The sequence below is a fragment of the Caldisericia bacterium genome (assembly GCA_021158845.1).
Taxonomy (GTDB): domain Bacteria; phylum Caldisericota; class Caldisericia; order B22-G15; family B22-G15; genus B22-G15.
Genome location: JAGGSY010000063.1, coordinates 1 through 19,938 on the forward strand (window position 1 = coordinate 1; position 19,938 = coordinate 19,938).

The following is a 19,938-nucleotide window of genomic DNA, read 5'->3' on the forward strand; positions in this document are numbered from 1 at the left end:
CATGCTCAAGTATGGAATAAAGGATATAAGGTTTTTCTTCGAGAATGATAAAAGATTTCTAAAGCAATTCTAAAGAGGAGAAAAAAAATGAAAGTTTCAAGAAGATGGCTTAATGAAATATTTAGATTTGAAAGAGACATTGAAGATGTAAAGGATACTTTGCTAAACAGAGGTCTTGAGATAGAAGAGACCTTTGAAAGAAAAAGTATTTTATCCAGTGTCTTTGTTGGAAAGGTAAGATCTATAAAGAAGATATCAAAGGAACTCTCTTTTGCTGAGATAGAGGTTTCTGGAAGAGTATATCCTTCAGTTACTGGTGCAAAAAATGTTAAGATGGGGGATAAAGTTCCCGTTTGTCTTCCAGGTGGCACCATCTACCACTATGAGAAAAAGGGAGATGAGGAGATACCTGTTCCTTACAGGATAAAACCCATGGAGTTTAATGGATATAAGTCAGAGGCGGTTCTTTTGTCTTACAAGGAGATGGGGATTTCCGATAAGGTTCTTGGAGAGGAGGATAAAAGAGGTATTTTTATTCTTCCTGATGATGCAGAGGTAGGTGCTGATTTAAAAGAAGCGCTATGGCTTGAGGATACCATATTTGAGATAAAGACATATAACAGGGCAGATTGTCTCTCTTTGTGGGGTATCTCTCAGGAGTTTGAAAGACTAGGACTTGGAAAGATAGTTAAAGAGTATGGGGATGTAAGTATTCCATCTAATTTAAAGGATATAAGCTTTAAAATTGAAGTTTTAGATGAAAAACTATGTCCAAGATATGTGGGAATTATCATAAGGGATGTGAAGGTTAAGAAAGCTCCAATTAAGATTTTAAGGAAACTTATTACGATAGGTGCAAGACCTGTAAATAATATTGTGGATATAACAAATGTTTTAATGTTTGAGTATGGGCAACCTCTCCATGCCTTTGATCTTGACAAAATTCATGGAAAGTTGATCATAAGAAGGGCAAGTAAAGGAGAAAAGATAAGAACTCTTGATGATAAGTTAAGGGAACTTGATGAGGGGATGCTTGTTATTGCAGATGAGGAGGGACCCATTGCCATAGCAGGAGTTATGGGAGGAAAGGAGACTGAGGTTAGTCATAAGACAAAGAATGTACTCCTTGAATCTGCCAATTTTCTTCCATCCTCAATTTCTGTTACAAAGAGAAGGTTAAAAATAAACAGTGAAGCTGCTGTTAGATTTGAGAAGGGAGTTGATATAAGAAAGGCTCTTGAGAATGGATGGAGAGCATCTTTAATGTTTGGTGGCTCTATAAATGAGAAACCATTTGATTTTTATCCAGAGCCAGAAAAGGAGAAGAAGATTAAGGTGAGATTTGAGAGGGTGAGAAAGATTATAGGTGTGGATATATCAAATTCAGATATAATAGATTCACTCCGTAGAGGAGGTTTTGAGTTAGAAAATGTAAGTGAAAAGGAAGCTACTTTTGTTATAAAACCATTCAGACCAGACATTTCGCAGGAGATAGATTTGATAGAGGAAGTCATAAGGTATAGAGGAATAGAGAATCTGCCCTACACACTTCCATCTCCAAAGATTTCTGTTTTTACTCCAGATAAGAGAAGGAAACTTAGAAAAAGGATCGTCAATATCTTAACCTCCCTTTCCATGGATGAGGTGATTACGCTCTCTCTTTTAGATTCTCAATATCTTTCCCTTTATCCCATTGAGAGAGAACCTATAGAGGTGGTCAATCCATTAAGGAGTGATCAGGATGTTTTAAGAACCTCTCTAATTCCTATGCTTTTAAAGGTTGTTGATAGAAATATAAAGATGGGAAACAAGAATCTAATGTTCTTTGAGATAGGGAAGGTCTTTTACAAAGAGAAAGATTTTGTGGAAAAAGAGGAACTTTCAGGAGTGATTACAGGGAAGATTAGGGAGAAACTATGGATGGAAAAGGAGAAAGAATTTGATTTCTTCTATCTTAAAGGAGTTGTTTCTAAGCTTTTAGATGAGTTGAAAATTGATGAAGTAGAGTTTGTTTCAGGGTCTAATAAGCTCTTCCATCCATTTAGATACGCAGTAATTCAATTTAAAGATTTAAAGATAGGCGAGATGGGAGAAATTCATCCATCTCTCCTTGAGAAGTTATCTATTTCCCAGAGGGTTTATGCCTTTTCAATAGATTTTGAGACACTACTTGATGTGTTTGAGGATAAAAAGGAATACGAGAGCATCTCCAAATTCCCACCTCTTACCTTTGATATAGCGATAGTTGTATCAGAGGATACTCCTAGTGGGAAATTGGTGGAGATAATAAAACAGGAGAGCGGAGAGATCCTCTCAGATATACATATCTTTGATCTTTACAGAGGAGAGAATATAGGGTATGGAAAGAAGAGTATTGGTTTTAGACTTACCTTTTCTTCAAAGGAGAGAACACTTGAGGATAAAGATGTCTTTCCAATAATAGATAGGATAGAAAAAAGGATACAGAAAGAACTCTCAGGGAATTTAAGAAAAAGAAATTGACAAACTTTGAGATTTCCAGGACACTCTCAAGGGTAGCAAAGGTGCTATCCTTTAAAGGAGTGGATAGAAGAAGAATTACAGATATTAAGATTCTCTCAATGACTATTGAAGGGTTGCCTTTTGAATTGAATCGTAAGACCCTTGAGAGGGTGGAGAAGTATCTTCCAACTAAACCCTACCTCAAAAGGATTCTAAGGGATTTGGTGGTTTATGGGAGAAGTGAGGAGATCGAAATTTTATTGAGAGATGTACCACCAAGTCTTCTTGAGCTTACAAGGATTCCAGGGGTTGGTGGTCGGACACTAAAAATACTCTATGAAAGGTTTGGTGTGGTTGATATATATGGACTTGAATCTGTTTTAAAGGAAGGTTTGCTCAGCAGGGTAAAAGAGATAGGGTTAAATGGTGAGGAGATAATAAAGAAAAATATAAACAAATACTTTAAATTAAAAAGAGAATTCTCTCTCTCCACTGCTGAATCATTCTTCAGACATATTAAAGGCATACTCGTTAATCATGGGGCAAGGAGAGTTGAAATTGCTGGAAGTGCAAGGAGAAAGAAAGAGATAGTTTCAAACTTAAACATTGTTTGTGAGGTGGGAAATCCAGACAAATTTAAAAGGAGTTTTAAAAAAGATATAGGAATAATAAAATTTGTAAGTAGAGGAGACCATGTTGAATTTTTTTATGGCGATTGTGAAATTCCGATTAAACTGCTTGTTGTTCCAAAGGACTACTTTGGTTCGGCACTTTTATTCTTTACTGGACCGAAAAATTTTAGTAACTATTTAATAAGTAAAGGGAAAGATTATGGATACAAGACTCTTCCTCCAGGTTACCTTTGGATAAAAGGTGAGGAGAAAGAGATCTTTAATATCTTAGGAATGCAATACATTCCTCCAGAGGTGAGGGAGAGGTGGAAGGAATATTTAGATACAAAGGAACTTTTAAGTAATCTCAATATAAAAGGAGACTTACATGTTCATACAAACTACTCAGATGGAATTTCAACTATTTATGATGTTGTATCCTTTGCAAGGGATATGGGCTACAAATACATAGGTATTTCGGATCACACAAAGGATTTGAAAGTGGTTAATGGATTAAATGAGAAAAGATTGATGAATGAGCGGTTGGAAGTGAGGAAACTACAGTCAAAGTTTCCAGAGATAAAGATTCTCTTTGGTGCAGAGGTAAATATAAGACAGGATGGCTCCCTTGATATAGAGGAAAGTGCACTTAGGGAGCTTGATTTTGTCATAGCGTCTATTCACTATGGTTTTTATCTTGATAGGGAGACAAACACAAAGAGGATGATTAAAGCAATAAGAAATCCCTATGTAAGCATAATTGGGCACCCTACAGGAAGAAAGATAGGCGAGAGGGAGAGAATGAACATGAGATACGATTTAATATTTAAGGAAGCCGAAAAAACAGGAACAATTATTGAAGTAAATGCTACCAATGATAGATTGGATATAGATTCAAACATGGCATACAATTTGAGAAACAGGGACATACTATTCTCCATAGGCTCTGATGCACATTTTGCTCCCCAACTTCACTCTCTATCAAATTTTGGGGTGTTTATCTTAAGAAGGGCACTTGTTTCAGAAAATAAAGTTATAAACACCTTTAACCTGAATCACCTATTGGAGGTCTTAAGTAGAAAAAGGAGGAATCTCAACAAGGACAACAACTAAGGCAGAAGCTCCTTTTTTCTCTCCAATTACACCCATTCCCTCCATAGTCTTTCCTTTTATTGATATTAAATTTTTATCAATTCCCATTATCTTTGATAAACTTTCCCTAATCTTTTCTTTAAAATTAAGTATCTTTGGCTTCTCCATTATAACGATGGCATCAATGTTTATTATCCTGATTCCTTTTTTCTTTAACATATCTATTGTGGTTTTTAGTATCTCTACACTACTTTTATTCTTCCATGAGGAGTTAAACAACTCCCCTATGTCTCCCTCTCCTGTTGCACCAAGAAGTGCATCTACAATGGCATGAATCAATATATCACCATCTGTTTCACTTATAAGACCATACTCGTATGGAATCTCTACACCTCCAAGTATAAGAGGCACACCTTTTTTAAAGATATGGAAATCAAATCCTATACCAATCCTTATACTCATCTACAATCCTTTCCACAAATAGTATATCCTCTCTATATGTTACCTTTATATTTTCTGTATTACCCTTTACTGTTTTTACATAAAGTCCATTTTTTTCAAAAGCCATGGCATCATCATACATGTCCTCATCAAACTCCTCTATCTTTTCTAATATAAGGGGAAAGGGGAAACCTTCAGGGGTTTGAACAGAACAGAGTTTTTTTCTATCTGGAGTCTCTATAACTCTTCCATCCTCTACAAACTTTACAGTTTCTCTCAGAGGAATGCATGGTATGCATGCAGTATCCTTCTCTATTCCAGATATTACTCTTTTTATTGTATCAGTGGAAACAAGAGGCCTTACAGCATCATGAATTAGAACTTTATTTACAGGATATTTCTTTAATGCTTTAAGTCCATTGAGAACAGAGTCTCTCCTTCTTTCTCCTCCTTCCACAACCTCTATTTTTTTCTCAAACTTCTTCACAAGATCTATTACTTTCCTTGCATTTTCTATATCTTCCTTTTTTACAACAATTACTATATGAGAAATTTCATTAAGTTTCACAAAGGGAATAAGGGTATAAAAGAGGAGAGGTTTTCCTGATACAGGAAAGAAGACCTTATTACCTTTAAATCTTTCTCCTCTACCTCCTCCTACTACTACTGCCCCTATCATTTACAATATCACCAAAAATCATTGTTCCAGTGGGTCCCTGAAGGAGGGATGTAACCTCTACATCAACTACCTCTCCTATGTGATACTTTCCATCTTCAACTACAACCATTGTTCCATCATCAAGATAACCTACACCCTGTGCTCTTTCTTTGCCTTCCTTCACGATCCTTACCTGTAGTCTCTCTCCCGGAAGAACCACTTTTCTTAGAGCATGGGCTAACTCATTTATGTTCAATACTTTAATACCCCTTGTTCTTGCTACCTGAGAGAGGTTAAAATCTGTTGTTATAACTTTAGCTTTCATCTTTTTTGCAAGATTTATAAGTTTTGTATCAATGGGAATTCTTTCACCCTTTGCATCAAATATCTTTATCTTTTCAGGATACTCCTCTTTCAATCTCTGAAGAATATCAAGCCCCCTTCTTCCTCTAACTCTTTTAGAAGAATCCTCTGAATCAGCAACCATCTGAAGTTCTTCAAGAATAAATGTGGGAATAAGGATTGTTCCATCAATAAAACCTGAGTCTATAAGTTCAAGGATTCTTCCATCAATTATTGCAGATGTATCAAGTAGATACTTGGGATAAAGCTTCTTCTCCTTTGGTGTTCTCTCCCCAAACCTCTTTGGTTGTATTTTCATAGCTTCAAGTATCTCTTTTCTCCTCTTTATTAGTGTTCCCACTGTAACACCAAAGACAAATATGGCAATAAGAATTCCAATGTATGGACCAACTATTGGAATCTTTGATATCAGCGCATAGAATAGATAGGAGATTAAAAGGGAGATGAGGACAGAGAATATACCAAGTAAGAGTTCGGCAAGGGAGAGTGAGGAGAGAAACTTGTCTATTATGTTTACCAAAAGGTTTATCAATTTGTAGACGGGTGGAAACAGTAAATAAAAGATAAAGAAAAAGAAGAGGAAGAATATAAGATAGAGAAAGAGTGGCCCTATGTGGTATAGTTTTTCTGAAAAGAAACTATAATTGTAATAGAGTATTAGAACTCCTATGCCTCCACCAACAAATGAAAAAAAATAACGTAAAAAAGTCCAAAGTTTTTTCATTTTTAGGCTCCTTTAAAAATTACTTAAGTTTTCCTATTAAATTATACACTGTTTTTACAAATATGTTTCGTCCCCCATCACCGTTTTCAACCTCTTTTTGCATGGATGAAGGGAGGATAAAATTTTTGTAGCCAAGCTTTAATGCCTCTTTATACCTTTTCTTCATAAGACTCACATTCCTTATCTCTCCCCCCAATCCCACCTCACCAAAGGCTACAAAATTTGATGTGGGTATATCCTTTAGAGATGAATATATGGATACTATAACAGGAAGGTCAGAAGCAGGTTCAACTATCCTTACTCCTCCAGTAACATTCACATATATATCATACTTATAGAGGGGAAGTTTAAGATACTTCTCCATAATTGCAATAAGTATGGATAGTTTTGTGTAATCAATACCCACAGATACTCTTCTTGGTTGTGGGAGATATGAACTCACCACAAGTGCCTGTACTTCAACAAGAAGTGGTTTCATTCCACTTTCAATGGTTGGAAGTATTACACTTCCCGGTATCTCTCTTTCTCTCTCTGTTAAAAAGTATTGGGATGGATTTTTAATCTCCTTTAAACCCTCCTCCTCCATGGAAAAGAGTACAAGTTCCTGAGTTGAGCCAAATCTGTTCTTCTTTGATCTTAAGATTCTATACATCTGGTATCTTTCTCCCTCAAGGTATAGTACAGTGTCAACAAGATGTTCAAGGATTTTAGGTCCAGCAATATCTCCAACCTTTGTTACATGTCCCACAATTATTATTGGAATTCCGTATGTTTTAGCTACATGCATAAGTTTGTCTGTGGCATTCCTTACCTGTGTTGGACTCCCAGATAGAGAAGATAAACCCTCTTCTCTCATAGTTTGAATTGAATCTACTATGGTTAAGGCAGGTTTTAATTCCCTTATGGCATTAACCACAGACTCTATGTCAGTTTCGTAGAGAAAGTATAGATTCTTTGGTGAAGATTCAGTTATCCTTGTAAGTCTTGATGAAATTTGAAGTGGAGATTCTTCACCAGATATATAAAGCACCTTTCCTTTTTCTTTCGCTATATTTAATGCAATTTGAAGAAGGAGAGTTGATTTCCCTATTCCTGGTTCTCCAGATAGAAGGATTATTGAACCCCTTACTATTCCCCCTCCAAGAAGTTCATCAAAACCAGCAAAACCTGTCTTTATTCTCTCTTCCTTTTGAGTTTCTATAACAACAGGGTTTTTCTTTTTTAGTGGTTCTTCATTCTCCACTTCTTCAAAGGAGTTCCATGAACCACAATTTGGACATTTCCCCAGTTTCATTATTGTTTCGTACCCGCAGACTTTACATCTATACTTAGTCTCTTTCTTCATATGATACCTTTTAAGTGTTCTTTAAGGAGTCTTGCCCTCAATGTATCCAATGTTTCTCCAGTTATATCCCCAAACTCTATTTTCTCATACTCCGGATTTATCCTTATAAACAGTTCATCAACCTTCTCAAGTGGTATATTTAATACATTCATTGCTGCACCAAGTCTAATCCATGATAGAAACTCAAGAGCTTCACTGAAGGTTATTCTTAATGAGTATTTTATTATACCTTTTACTCTCTCAATCTCATTTAAAATATCCACACTGGATTCTTGAAAAGCTTCTCCCCTTTCTTTCCTCTCCATATTTCCTATCTCTCTACCAATACTTTCAATGGTTTTTACTATATTTTCCTCGCTTCTTCCAAGAGTATTAATATTGGATATCTCAAATATGCTGTCAAATACAGGCTTAACATCTAATGAAAACTTTGGTGCACTTTTTGTTATATTATCTATCTTCCCCCTTAATTTTAAGACGGGAAGGTGCATAAAGACAAAGGCTTTTAATCCTGTTCCAACATTCTTTAAAGATGCAGTAAGATAACCTATATCTTTCATATAGGCTATGTCAAGAAAGTTCTCAAGCTCATCGCATATTCTCATACCTCTATCCAGTATTTTATTTAGAGAGAGGCCACCCTGCATCAATTTTATTGTTATGTGATCCTCTCCATTAATTGTGATGATTAAGTCACCCTCTTTTGAAATTAACAGGTATTTTGAATATGGATTATTTATAAAATCTTTTGATATTATTTGCATTTCAGTAAGAACCCTTCTTTCAATATCGCTTATCTCAATTAGATTTACTCCAAAGAGATCCAAGTCTCTTAGAAACTCTGATTTTAGGAAGGCATCCCTTATCAACTGAATAACCTTTTCTTTCTCCTCCTTTGAAGCCCTTTTTGGAAATGGAATTTTTTCAATATTTCTTGAAATTTTAATCCCACTTGCCAGTGTTGTGTCTCTTTCCTCTTCTCCCTCCCTTATCCAGAGAGGGAGTTTATCTATTAGATTTTTTAGCATTATCCATAAGTTCTTTAATCTTGTCTCTTATTTTTGCAGCATCTTCGTATCTCTCCTCCTCCACTGCAACCTCAAGCTCTCTCTTTAACCTTTTAATTTCCTTTTCAATAGGAGATAACGCTACATACTTCTCTCCCTTTTTCTTTCCAACATGCTTTATGCTTCCATGTATATTCAGTAGGTATGGCTTTATCTCTTCCTTGAAAGTCCTATAACATTCAGAGCATCCAAGAAAGCCACTCTCTTTAAATTCCTCAAGGGTCAAACCACATACCGGGCATCTCTCCTTTTTCTCAACAGAGCCTGTTTTAACAACACCTCCCTGAACCAATCCTCCCTGAACCATCACTTCAAAGAGTTTCTTTACCATATTTTCATCCACAGGTATGTCCATCTCCCTAAGCATTCCAACTACACCAAGCTCCCTTGCACACTCTTCACATATATGGAGTTCTTTCTTTACTCCCCCAATATACTCAGTTATGTGAATTACAGCTTCCCTTTTTTTACAAACCTGACAAAGCATATTATAACCTCCAGATAAATTCTATCACAGATTCCTTTTAATTCTTTCTTTCACAGTTTCCCTTCCGAGGAGTTCTATTAATGTAAACAAAGGAGGTGAGGCAAATCTTCCGGTGAGAATATAGCGTAGAGGTTGAGCAACGACTTTTAATTTTATTCCCATCTCATCAAGTATCTCTCTTATCTTCTTCTCTATGCTATTTGCTTCAAATGGTTCAATTTTATCAATTGAACTTAAGAATCTCTTGAGGAACAATAAAACTCTTTCATCTTCAGTTATCTCTTTTATTTTACCCTCTTCATAGATTGGTTCATTTATAAAATAGTCTACAAGATAAGGTATATCACTTAACACCTTTATGTTTCCCTGTATCTCCTTTAAAATTCTCTTTACAAACTCCACCCCTTTTTCCATAAATCTCTCTGGAATAAACTCCTTCCCTCTATTTAATAATTCTTCTACTGAGAGGTGTCTTATGTAATAGCCATTGATCCACCTTAATTTTTCATAGTCAAAGACACTTGGTGTTCTTGATACCTTATCAATGGAAAACTCGTCAATCATTTCTGGAAGGGAGAATATTTCCTTGTTCCCCTTCAGTGAGAAACCAAGTAGAAATATGTAGTTTATAATAGCTTCTGGCAGGAAGCCCTCCTTTTTAAACTCCTCAACAGATACAGAGCCATGCCTTTTTGATAGTTTTTCTCTGTCCTTTCCAAGTATTAAAGGTAGATGACCAAACTCGGGTGGCTTAATACCTAACGCTTCGTATATCAGAATCTGCTTATGTGTGTTTGAGAGGTGATCCTCACCTCTTATCACATGTGTTATGCCCATTTCAAAATCATCAACAACACATGAGAAATTATAGACAGGTATTCCATCAGATCTCACTATTATGAAATCGTCAAGAACAGAGTTTATAAAATGCATATCTCCTTTTATCAAATCCTTGAATCTTACATCACCCTCTGGAACCTTAAATCTCCATACATACTTATCTCCTCTTCTTATCCTTTCTTCCCTTTCTTCCTTTGATAGATTCCTGCACTTACCAGAGTATTTGTATGGTATTCCCTTTTTCTTTGCCTCCTCTCTTTCCCTCTCTATCTCCTCTTTTGTGCAGAAACAGGGATAAACCATGTCTTTCTCTATCAATTTCTTAAGATACCTATTATAAATATCCATTCTTTCGCTTTGAAAGAATGGACCTTCATCCCACTCTATGCCAAGCCATCTCAAACCATCTAAAATTGCATCTACAGCTTCCTTTGTTGATCTTTTTACATCTGTGTCTTCAATCCTTAATATAAATTTTCCCTTATTTTTCCTTGCAAATAGAAAGTTTATAAAGGCAGTTCTAACTCCACCTATATGAAGTAAACCTGTTGGTGAAGGTGCAAATCTTACCCTTACTTTTTCCATAATTCACACTCCTTTCTGAAATCACAGAAATTACAGAATTTGTTCTCTCTCTTTGGAAAGTACCCTTCCTCTATTCCTTTATAAACCTCAAGAATAATATTCTTACTCTCCTCTATTTTTTCTTCTGGTATATCCAGTTTTATCTTTTCCTGCGGTAATGAGAGGTAGTAAAGTGTAATATACTTTGGTTTTTTCTTAAGAATTTCTTTAGCAGCAATCTTGTATATTGACATTTGAAGGAGATTACTTTCATCAAGAAGTCCCAGTGATTTATATGCTAAACCATTTTTCCCAGTTTTATACTCCACAATCTCATAGTCATCTCCAATCTTATCAATCCTATCAATATAACTTATCATTTCAATTCCGTTTATTTTAAATATCACCTTCTGCTCTACTGCAAAGGCTTTCTGATAGTTAAATATGTTTCTAAAGTAGTATCTTCTTAAGATCTCCTTTGCTCTTTCAAGCTCCCTTAATTCTTCTTCTTTAGATGAGTATCCCTCACTTATCCAGTTTTTTATAAGAGATTCTATTAGAGATTCAAGGGGGGGATAAGGTGGAAGTTTATGAAATTCTGAAAGTGCAAGGTGAATACTTTTACCAAAGGAAAAATAAGGTTTTGGCTTTGTTGGAAGCTTTTTTATGTACTGGAAGTAAAATTTTAATGGACACTCAAGGTATGTCCATATCTTGGAGAAGCTAAGTCTCATCTTCAAGAAACCTCTTTAAAGCTTTATCAACCTGTTTTTTTGTCTCTTCCCAATCTCCAGAGTTGTCTATCACCACATCTGCCCTTTTTATCTTCTCTTCTATGGGCATCTGTGCATTGATTCTCTTTAAAGCTTCCTCTTTCGTAAAATTCTCTCTCTTCATCAGTCTTTCAAGTTGAACTTCAGGTTTTGCATAAACCACCCAAATTTCGTGAATAAACCTGTCCCAGGATGCCTCAATTAGGATTGCGGCATCAAGCACTCCATACTTTACTTTCTTTCTCTTAAGTTCTCTTATCTTACTTTTTACAAGTTTTGTAAGAGGTGGAAGTGTGATTCTGTTCAGTTTCTCAAGGTTTTCTCTTGAGGAAAATACAATGTTTCCAAGTTTTTTTCTGTCAATTACAAAATCATCTTTGAGTATTTCCTTACCAAAAGTTCTTACGACTTTATTCTTTACCTCTTCTCTTGAGAGTACTATCTTTCCCAAGGAATCAGCGTCAATAATTTTAAAACCATGTTCTTTTAAATAGGCACTTATCTTTGATTTACCACATGCAATATTCCCTGTGAGTCCTATCAATTTCATATCTTACACTCCAACCAGTTTTTTCCAATTCCAGCATCTACAATAATTGGAACATCAAGGCTCAAGGTGTTCTCCGTTTCTCTTTTAACCATCTCCTTCACCTCGTTAGCCTCCTCCTCTTTAATCTCAACAAGCAATTCATCATGTATCTGTAGAACTATTCTTGATTTCTTATCCCTTAACTTTCTCCATACATTGACCATTGCTATCTTTATGATATCTGCACCTGAACCCTGTATTGGTGAATTTATAGCTATCCTCTCTCCAAGTTTTCTTGTGTTGTAATTTTTTGAGTTAAGCTCTGGAATATACCTTTTTCTTCCAAGGATTGTTTCCACATAACCATTTTTCTTTGCCTTTTCAATTGTCTCATCTATGAATTTCCTAACTCCTGAAAATCTCTCAAAGTATCTGTCAATGTATTTCTTTGCCTCACCATCAGAGATTCCGAGTTCCTTTGCAAGTCCGTGTGGGCTCATGCCATAAATTATTCCGTAATTTATTGTTTTTGCCTTTCTCCTTAAGGATTTGGTTACCTTATCTGGAGGTACACCAAAGATACTGGAGGCAGTTTCTCTGTGAATATCCTTTCCCTCCCTAAAAGCTTTTATTAGTCTTTCATCCTTAGAGAAATGGGCAAGTATTCTTAATTCAATCTGTGAGTAATCAAAAGATCCAAGGAGAAAACCGTCTTCGGCTATAAAAGATTCTCTAACCTTCTTTCCAATCTCACTTCTTATCGGTATATTTTGAAGATTAGGTTCTCTGGAAGCAAGCCTTCCTGTAGCTGTTCCTGTTTGAATAAATCTTGTGTGAATCCTATCATTCTCATCAGCAAGTTTTGGAAGAACCTCAAAATATGTTGTGAGCAATTTGTTTATCTCCCTGAATTCAAGAATTTTATCAACCACTGGATGAAGTTCCTTTAGTTTGAATAGTGTTTCCTGATCAGTTGAGTAGCCACTCTTTGTCTTTTTAATTTTTGGAAGTCCCAACTTCTCAAAGAGAAGATAGCTCACCTGCTTTGGAGAGGCAGGATTTATTGAAAAACCAGATATATCAGAGATTTCTTTTACTATCTCAATAACCCTCTTTCTAAGTTCATTTCTTATCTCAACAAGTTTCTTTTTATCAACTTTAATGCCAACAATTTCCATTTCTGAAAGGACATGAGATAGGGGTAGTTCCACTTCATAGAGAATCTTTGTAAGATTTTCTTCCTCTATTTTCTTCTTAAGTATTCTTCCAAGGGATAGTATTTTTGGAAGTAACTCCTCTTCCTTTTCAAAGCTTAAGCTTTCTCCCAGATATAATGGAAACAGCGAGGATAGGGAGTAGGTTTTCCTTGAGGGATTCAATAGATAAGCTGCAATTTCTGTATCAAAGACATTTCTCTTTTCATTAAAGGGAAAAAGGTATAAAAGTTCTTCTTTAAATCCATGAGTGTATGAGACTCTTGAGTTTACTATTCTATCAAAATCCATCTTTGAGCCTTTAAAAATTCCAGAATCACTATAAAAATATACTGCATCCTTTTTTACAATAAAGGATATTTCTTTATGTGATAAAAATTTTTTCTCCTCAACCTCTTTTAATGGAATTTTCTCCTTTTTTAAAGTAAACTTTTCAAGCAATGTATCAAACTCAAGCTCGGAAAATAATCTAAGAAGCCTTCTTCTATCTATCTCCCTTTTTCTTAAATCTTCAATACCAAGATTTATGGGGACATTTGTTCTGATGGTGGCTATCTCTTTAGCAGTAAGGATTTGATCTTTATACCTTTTTATCAAATCTCCAATTCTACCCTTTGGTGGATTCTCAATGAGTTTCTCCAGGGAACCATACTTTTTCAATAAGGTTATGGCTGTCTTCTCACCAATTCCTGGAACGCCTGGAATGTTGTCTGATTTATCTCCTGTAAGAGCTTTAATTTCAGAAAGTCTTAAAGGTTCTATTCCATATTTTTTTATAAAATCCTCTCTTTTAACTTTCTCTATCTGACTTATCCCCTTTTTTGTTAGAAGCACTTCAGAGTTATCTGTAAGTAGTTGAAGTAAATCCCTATCTCCTGTTACAATTACTGTGTAGAGGTTTTCTTTATCAGCCATCTTCTTTATGGTTCCTATTATGTCATCTCCCTCAAAACCTGGAATTTCAATAACAGATATTCCAAAGGCATCAAGAACTTGTTTTAATCTCTCCTTCTGAATTGATATATCCTCTGGTGGTTTTGGTCTCTGTGCCTTGTACTCTGGAAGTTTCTCAAGCCTAAAAATAGGTTTTCCCTTATCAAAACTTACCCCAATGTAATCAATGCTGTTATTTTCCAGTATGTTTAGTAGTATTCTGACAAATCCATAAACTGCACCTGTTGGCTCTCCCTTTGTTGTCATTAAAGGTGGTAATGCAAAATATGTTCTGAACAAAAGTGAACTTCCATCAATAAGATATATCCTCTTCATTTGATTCATTATATTAGTTTTATCTGGTTCAGTCAATTAAAAAGAGGGTTAAATTATCTTGTTTGATTTTTTCTCCCTTATAAATTCTATGGTGTTTTTAAAGATTCTCTTCTTTTCTCTATACTCCTCTATTCCAAGATCTATAATTTTCTCTACAAGTTCTTTGAATGAGATTCCCTTTTTCTCTGCTATTGCAGGAAACATACTCACCTTTGTAAAACCTGGAATTGTGTTAACCTCATTTACAAAGATCTCCTTTCCCCTTGTGAACATGTCCACCCTTGCAAATCCTTTACAACCCACCACCTTATACACCTTAACAGCTATCTCTTCCGCTCTCTTATAGGTTTCTTCATCAAGTCTTGCAGGTATAAAGAACTCAGTTAAACCCTCAGTGTACTTTGCTGTGTAATCGTAGAATTTCCTCTTTGGTAAGATCTCGGCAATTCCAAGAGAGATGGGATTTTTATTACCTATAATTGCACATTCAATCTCTTTCCCCTCCTTGTAATTATCTGTGACATACTCCTCAACAATCACTCTCTCACTGTATTTAAATGCCTCTTCTATGAACTTTCCAATTTCCTCTTTATTCTCAACTATGTTTACTCCAACACTTGATCCAAGTCTTGATGGTTTAACTACGCAAGGATAACCTATCTCCTTCTCTATTCTTTTTACATCAACCTCATTTTTATAAAAAGAAATGAACTTCGGAGTTTTTATTCCAAGTCCTTTAAGTATAAATTTTGTTTTCTCCTTGTCCATGGCAATGGAGGATGCATAAAAATCTGATCCTGTATAAGGAACATCATATATCTCTAAAAGTCCCTGAATACTTCCATCTTCGCCATTTGGTCCATGAAGGGCAATAAATACAATATCAAAACCATAACTTAATATTTCATCTATTCCCTTCTTCCTATCGTCAAGGAGCCACTCTCCCTTTTCATTTATGTATATTCTATGCTTATCAAATTTTTCCTCTGAGAGGGAGGAAAAGATTGCCTTTCCTGATTCTATTGAAACGAGGTGCTCTGGAGATTTCCCTCCATAGAGCACCCCAACCTTTATTCTTTTCATTTAAAACTCAGTCTTTCCTGTAAAGTTGAACTCTTTAACTCTGATACATGGAACAACAGAGACATGTATCATTCCCTTCTGTTTTTTCCTATTTTTTGAAATCTCAACTACTCCATTTAACATCTCAATCATGTTCTGGGTAAATCTCATGTTCTTTACAGGATAGGATATCTTTCCATTCTCAATCATGAATGTTCCATCTCTCGTCATTCCAGTGATTATAACTCTCTTTGGATCCAGTGGATTGGTGTAGTGGAATCTGGATATAAGAATACCTTTCTTTACATTCTTTATCATATCAGATAGACTGCTTGTTCCCTCCTTCATAAAAATGTTTAATGGAAGTGGACCAAAAGAGGATGGCTGTGGAAGAGCGTGTCCTGTGGATTTAGTGTGATACTTAAATGCATGATATGAATCATAGACTATTCCCCTTGCCACACCATTTTCAATGAGCATCACCTTTTTCTTTGGAACTCCCTCAAAGTCAAAAGGAATAGGTGCTCCTTCAGGATTGAGTCCATCATCCCATATGGTAATGTTTTCTCCCATTATCTTTTCACCAATTTTCCCACTAAGGAAACTGGTTCCCTGATGGAATTGTTTTGCTCCAAATCCAAGATATGAAAGAAAGGATATTACATCTTCAACAGCATACTCTGTTAAGATAACTTCATACTTCCCCGGTTCAATGTCCTTTGGATTTTTTGCCATAAGAGTTCTCTCTATGGCTTCATCGGCAAGGGATTCTTCATCAATTTCAGAGAATTTCATTGAGAATCTATCAGCATAACCAGATGAATTCTCTCCCATAATGACTGTTGTAAAGAAGAAGGAGGTGTAGGGTTGGTATTTTTCAATACCTCTTGAGTTTACCACTGCGTACTCATCTATATCAAAGGAAAATGCCCCTGATGCAATAAGGTTTTTTCTCTCAGCCCTTTTTATAACATTGACAACCTTCTCTGCCATATCTTCTGGTCTAACATTTAAATTTTCTTCAAAGAATGTCTTTATCTCTTTTCCCTTCTCTGGTTCAGGCAGTTTCACAAAATCTGGGTCCTCTTTTGTAACTTTAGCAATTTTCTCTGCATCAAGAACTGCCTTCTTTATCCCCTCTTTTGAGAGGTCGTTTGTTTGAGAAAAGCCGATTTTCTTTCCAATAACTACCCTTACTCTTATCTCTGAGTTGCTCTCCTTAACGTTCTGATGAATGGTGGAGTTTGCGTATCTTGTAAGAATTGACTCCTTTCCGAGAAACAGGAGTTCTACTTCATCTGCGTTGCTTATTGATAGACCTTCCTTTAATGAATTTATAACTTCCTCTCTACCTCTCATTTCATCACCCCTACTCTTACATTTCTAAATCTTGCCGGGGATGTTCCATGAGAAACATGCATGGTTTGGACTGGCTCTCCCTTTCCGCAGTTGGGAACACCCCACACATTCCAGTAATCCCTGTTTGCAATTCCATCACAACTCCTCCAGAATTCATAAGTTATGCCTGTGTATGTTGGATTCTTTATCATATCTCCAAGCTCTCCATTTCTTATCTCCCATCCAATTTCAGTTCCAAACTGGAAGTTCAACCTCTTATCGTCTATTGACCAGCTTTTGTTTGTTTCAACATATATACCCTTGTCAACTCCCTTTATTAACTCTTCAAGGGTCATATCACCTGGTTCAAGGTTTATGGATGTCATTCTTATAATGGGAATTCTGTTCCAACTCTCTGCCCTCATAGCCCCCATTGGTTTCTGCCCAACCTTATGGGCAGTTTCTCTTGAAGTTAGGTAACCAACAAAGATTCCATCCTTTACAAGATAGACCCTTTGTCCTTTTACTCCTTCGTCATCGTATGCAAAACCACCTAAGGCTTCAGGAATTGTTGCATCTGCTGTTATATTTACAATTTTTGATCCATATCTGAAGTTTCCAAGCTTATCAGGTGTAAGAAAAGATGTTCCAGCATAGGAAGCTTCCATTCCAAGAACTCTATCAAGTTCTGCGGGATGCCCTAAGGATTCATGTACCTGAAGAGCCATCTGGGAACCCCCAATAACAATGTCCATAACTCCAGATGGACAAGGTTTTGCCGAGAGCAAAGCAACAGATTCTTTGGCAACTCTCTCTGCATTTTCAATTAATTTAAGACTCTCTATAAACTCCCATCCAGCTCTTTTGAAATCTCCTCCAAAGGAATTTGGATAACTTCTTTTCTGAACCTCTCCATCACTGCTTATAGCAAAGGAGACTATTCCTGCGCCTGATTCAATTCTATCCTGAACAATAAATGCACCTTCTGTGGATGCGTATGTTTTTCTTTCCTTCATAAAGTACATTGAGCCTCTCCTAATTTTAACCCCATTTACTCCTGCCATTATTTTATCAGCTTCAAGAAGCACAGATAATTTTTTATCAAGTGGAATCTCAAATGGATCTATCTTTGCATTGTGAGGCACCTCATCCTGATATATTTCCACAGGAGAGAGAACTACATCCTCTTTCTTTGCAAGGGAGGAAGCCTTTGCAATACTTATTGCCTCTGAAAGCACCTTCTCCATTTCATATTTATCAACCTTAGAGGAAGAGGAGAATCCCCAGCTTCCATTCATCAAAACCCTTATACCGAATCCTACGCTCCTGTATCTTCCAACTTCAGATACTCCCCCATTCTCTGTTTCAATAGACTCCACCTCATTTTCTATAATCCTTATGTCGGCAAATTGAACCCCCTTTCTCTTTGCCTCATCCATCAACCACAAAGCCAATTCTTTCATTTTACCTCCTAAATTGTTATGCTTAACAATCTTTTAATCCTCTCTTCAATAGGAGGATGTGTTGCAAAATACCTCTGTCCAGGGAATGGACTGGAGATGAATAGATGTGCTGTTGCCTCAGATGCTCTTTTCATCGGTTTCTGATAGGATGCTATCTTCTTTAGAGCAGAGGCAAGTCCATATGGATCCCTTACGATGTAGGCACCTGTTGCATCTGCAAGAAACTCCCTCTGTCTTGATATTGCTGCCCTTATGAGAGCTACAAGAATTGGAGATAGAATTGCAAGAATGATACCTATAAGCAGCAAAATACTTCCTGCTTCATTATCCCTTTCCCTTCTTCTCTCTCCACCAAACCACATTCCCCTCAATATTAAATCCCTGAGTATTATAATTAATCCTGCCACTATTCCCACAACTGTCATGAGTAGTATATCGTAGTTTCTTATATGAGCCATCTCATGGGCAATCACTCCCTGAAGTTCCTCTCTGTTCATCATGGATAGAAGTCCTGTTGTTACACAAATTGATGCACTTTCAGGATTTTTTCCTGTAGCAAACGCATTTGGTTGGGGTTCATCCATTATATAAACTTTAGGTTTTGGGATACCTGCGGCAATGGCAACTTCCTCGACAACATTGTGCAATACATAGAATCTTTCAGGATCTGCAGGCACTGCACCCACAGATGCAAGGGCAATTTTATCAGAGTTGTTGTAAACCACTATGTTGTAGATAATTATGAACATTCCAAGAAGCACAAAACCTGTAATTCCCCATTTAAAAAGGTACACAAGGATATAACCTACAGCGAAGAGAATTAATGAGAAAATAATAAGAAAAATGTAGGTCTTTCTTATATTCTCACTTCTTAACTCGTAGAGAGTCTTCTTCATCCTTTAGAATTCTACTCTTACAGCTCCTCTCTCCTCCTCAGGAACAGGATAGTATTCTTCTGGGGTAAGACCCATCATCTTTGCAACAAATGCTGCTGGAATTTTCTGCTGTGCCATGTTGAACCTCATCACAATATCGTTGTAAAACTGTCTTGCAAAAGCTATCTTGTTCTCTGTGTTTGTCAATTCCTCCTGAAGTTTTAAGAAACTTTCATTAGCCTTTAATTCTGGGTAATTCTCAGCCACTGCAAATAGTGTCTTAAGTGTTTGGGTTAACTGGTTGTTTGCCTCACCAACATCCCTTATTGATTTCGCACTCATAGCCCTTGATCTTAACTCTGTAACTTTCTCAAAGAGTTCTCTTTCATGCTTTGCATATCCCTTTACAGTTTCAACAAGGTTTGGAATTAAATCGTATCTTCTCTTCAACTGAACATCAATCTGTGCCCATGCGTTCTTTACCCTGTTTCTCAAGGTGATGAACATATTGTAAGTACCAATAAACCAGAGAGCTATAACTATAATTACTCCCAGGATAATCCATCCAACCATTCTAACCTCCTTTATTATTTTCTTTTTTTAATTATAACCTTTTTCTTTAAAAGAGTGTAGGAGATAAGGAGAAAGATAGCAAACATTGTGAGGGATATAGCAAAGGTTATCACACCATCCCTTACACTCGTTATGTTCTCTATCTCATCTCTAAAAAAGGAAATTGAAA

The 19,938-nt window shown here is 36.2% G+C and carries 18 protein-coding genes; 3 read left to right on the top strand and 15 right to left on the bottom strand.

Annotation, left to right across the window (positions count from 1 at the left end; all coding sequences use genetic code 11):
• The 3 genes from J7J33_02505 to J7J33_02515 all read left to right on the top strand — a co-directional run.
• Positions 1–73 (top strand): hypothetical protein (locus J7J33_02505; protein ID MCD6168162.1); only part of this gene is annotated, 73 nt, incomplete at its 5' end.
• A gap of 14 nt (positions 74–87) precedes the next feature.
• Positions 88–2,502 carry a phenylalanine--tRNA ligase subunit beta gene (locus tag J7J33_02510; protein ID MCD6168163.1) on the top strand — a complete coding sequence of 805 codons (2,415 nt, stop codon included), beginning with the start codon at positions 88–90 and terminating at the stop codon, positions 2,500–2,502.
• Positions 2,499–4,205 (top strand): PHP domain-containing protein, encoded by a 1,707-nt coding sequence (locus J7J33_02515; GenBank protein ID MCD6168164.1) that lies wholly within the window; start codon positions 2,499–2,501, stop codon positions 4,203–4,205. The genes J7J33_02510 and J7J33_02515 overlap by 4 nt, the downstream gene beginning before the upstream one ends.
• On the opposite strand, the gene ispF is transcribed toward J7J33_02515, so the two are convergent.
• The 15 genes from ispF to J7J33_02590 are packed head-to-tail and all read right to left on the bottom strand — an operon-like array spanning position 4,164 to position 19,769.
• Positions 4,164–4,646, bottom strand: a complete 483-nt coding sequence (gene ispF, locus J7J33_02520; GenBank protein ID MCD6168165.1) for a 2-C-methyl-D-erythritol 2,4-cyclodiphosphate synthase — start codon at positions 4,644–4,646, stop codon at positions 4,164–4,166. The two genes, J7J33_02515 and ispF, sit on opposite strands and share 42 nt — an antisense overlap.
• Positions 4,618–5,304: a 2-C-methyl-D-erythritol 4-phosphate cytidylyltransferase gene (locus tag J7J33_02525; protein MCD6168166.1), complete on the bottom strand. Its 687-nt coding sequence runs from the start codon at positions 5,302–5,304 to the stop codon at positions 4,618–4,620. Before J7J33_02525 ends, ispF begins: the two co-directional genes overlap by 29 nt.
• A complete protein-coding gene (locus J7J33_02530) occupies positions 5,273–6,370 on the bottom strand; it encodes a TRAM domain-containing protein (GenBank protein MCD6168167.1) in 1,098 nt (365 codons plus the stop codon). The genes J7J33_02525 and J7J33_02530 overlap by 32 nt, the downstream gene beginning before the upstream one ends.
• A 19-nt stretch (positions 6,371–6,389) precedes the next feature.
• The gene (radA, locus tag J7J33_02535; protein MCD6168168.1) at positions 6,390–7,715 is read right to left on the bottom strand and encodes a DNA repair protein RadA; all 1,326 of its coding nucleotides are present in this window, start codon (positions 7,713–7,715) and stop codon (positions 6,390–6,392) included.
• The gene (locus J7J33_02540) at positions 7,712–8,743 is read right to left on the bottom strand and encodes a hypothetical protein (protein ID MCD6168169.1); all 1,032 of its coding nucleotides are present in this window, start codon (positions 8,741–8,743) and stop codon (positions 7,712–7,714) included. Before J7J33_02540 ends, radA begins: the two co-directional genes overlap by 4 nt.
• Positions 8,721–9,269, bottom strand: coding sequence for a UvrB/UvrC motif-containing protein (locus tag J7J33_02545; protein MCD6168170.1), 549 nt, complete (start codon positions 9,267–9,269; stop codon positions 8,721–8,723). Before J7J33_02545 ends, J7J33_02540 begins: the two co-directional genes overlap by 23 nt.
• 24 nt (positions 9,270–9,293) lie before the next feature.
• Entirely contained in the window at positions 9,294–10,694 is a 1,401-nt protein-coding gene (locus J7J33_02550; GenBank protein ID MCD6168171.1) for a glutamate--tRNA ligase, read from the bottom strand.
• A complete protein-coding gene (locus tag J7J33_02555) occupies positions 10,682–11,407 on the bottom strand; it encodes a PD-(D/E)XK nuclease family protein (protein ID MCD6168172.1) in 726 nt (241 codons plus the stop codon). The genes J7J33_02550 and J7J33_02555 overlap by 13 nt, the downstream gene beginning before the upstream one ends.
• A complete protein-coding gene (locus tag J7J33_02560; GenBank protein MCD6168173.1) occupies positions 11,397–11,996 on the bottom strand; it encodes a dephospho-CoA kinase in 600 nt (199 codons plus the stop codon). The genes J7J33_02555 and J7J33_02560 overlap by 11 nt, the downstream gene beginning before the upstream one ends.
• Positions 11,993–14,458, bottom strand: coding sequence for a DNA polymerase I (gene polA / locus J7J33_02565; GenBank protein MCD6168174.1), 2,466 nt, complete (start codon positions 14,456–14,458; stop codon positions 11,993–11,995). The genes J7J33_02560 and polA overlap by 4 nt, the downstream gene beginning before the upstream one ends.
• A gap of 48 nt (positions 14,459–14,506) precedes the next feature.
• A complete protein-coding gene (locus tag J7J33_02570) occupies positions 14,507–15,541 on the bottom strand; it encodes a D-alanine--D-alanine ligase (protein ID MCD6168175.1) in 1,035 nt (344 codons plus the stop codon).
• Positions 15,542–16,879, bottom strand: coding sequence for a TldD/PmbA family protein (locus J7J33_02575; protein MCD6168176.1), 1,338 nt, complete (start codon positions 16,877–16,879; stop codon positions 15,542–15,544).
• On the bottom strand, positions 16,876–18,321 hold the full coding sequence (locus J7J33_02580) for a TldD/PmbA family protein (GenBank protein MCD6168177.1): 1,446 nt from the start codon (positions 18,319–18,321) through the stop codon (positions 16,876–16,878). Before J7J33_02580 ends, J7J33_02575 begins: the two co-directional genes overlap by 4 nt.
• 8 nt (positions 18,322–18,329) lie before the next feature.
• Positions 18,330–19,217: a zinc metalloprotease HtpX gene (gene htpX / locus J7J33_02585; protein MCD6168178.1), complete on the bottom strand. Its 888-nt coding sequence runs from the start codon at positions 19,215–19,217 to the stop codon at positions 18,330–18,332.
• A gap of 3 nt (positions 19,218–19,220) precedes the next feature.
• Positions 19,221–19,769, bottom strand: coding sequence for a LemA family protein (locus tag J7J33_02590; GenBank protein MCD6168179.1), 549 nt, complete (start codon positions 19,767–19,769; stop codon positions 19,221–19,223).
• Between the last annotated feature and the right edge of the window lie 169 nt (positions 19,770–19,938).

Coding starts and splice junctions, on each gene's coding strand:
- J7J33_02510 (MCD6168163.1), top strand. CDS start 88: ATGAAAGTTTCAAGAAGATGGCTTAATGAAATATTTAGATTTGAAAGA.
- ispF (MCD6168165.1), bottom strand. CDS start 4,646: ATGAGTATAAGGATTGGTATAGGATTTGATTTCCATATCTTTAAAAAA.
- J7J33_02525 (MCD6168166.1), bottom strand. CDS start 5,304: ATGATAGGGGCAGTAGTAGTAGGAGGAGGTAGAGGAGAAAGATTTAAA.
- J7J33_02530 (MCD6168167.1), bottom strand. CDS start 6,370: ATGAAAAAACTTTGGACTTTTTTACGTTATTTTTTTTCATTTGTTGGT.
- radA (MCD6168168.1), bottom strand. CDS start 7,715: ATGAAGAAAGAGACTAAGTATAGATGTAAAGTCTGCGGGTACGAAACA.
- J7J33_02540 (MCD6168169.1), bottom strand. CDS start 8,743: ATGCTAAAAAATCTAATAGATAAACTCCCTCTCTGGATAAGGGAGGGA.
- J7J33_02545 (MCD6168170.1), bottom strand. CDS start 9,269: ATGCTTTGTCAGGTTTGTAAAAAAAGGGAAGCTGTAATTCACATAACT.
- J7J33_02550 (MCD6168171.1), bottom strand. CDS start 10,694: ATGGAAAAAGTAAGGGTAAGATTTGCACCTTCACCAACAGGTTTACTT.
- J7J33_02555 (MCD6168172.1), bottom strand. CDS start 11,407: ATGAGACTTAGCTTCTCCAAGATATGGACATACCTTGAGTGTCCATTA.
- J7J33_02560 (MCD6168173.1), bottom strand. CDS start 11,996: ATGAAATTGATAGGACTCACAGGGAATATTGCATGTGGTAAATCAAAG.
- polA (MCD6168174.1), bottom strand. CDS start 14,458: ATGAAGAGGATATATCTTATTGATGGAAGTTCACTTTTGTTCAGAACA.
- J7J33_02570 (MCD6168175.1), bottom strand. CDS start 15,541: ATGAAAAGAATAAAGGTTGGGGTGCTCTATGGAGGGAAATCTCCAGAG.
- J7J33_02575 (MCD6168176.1), bottom strand. CDS start 16,879: ATGAGAGGTAGAGAGGAAGTTATAAATTCATTAAAGGAAGGTCTATCA.
- J7J33_02580 (MCD6168177.1), bottom strand. CDS start 18,321: ATGAAAGAATTGGCTTTGTGGTTGATGGATGAGGCAAAGAGAAAGGGG.
- htpX (MCD6168178.1), bottom strand. CDS start 19,217: ATGAAGAAGACTCTCTACGAGTTAAGAAGTGAGAATATAAGAAAGACC.
- J7J33_02590 (MCD6168179.1), bottom strand. CDS start 19,769: ATGGTTGGATGGATTATCCTGGGAGTAATTATAGTTATAGCTCTCTGG.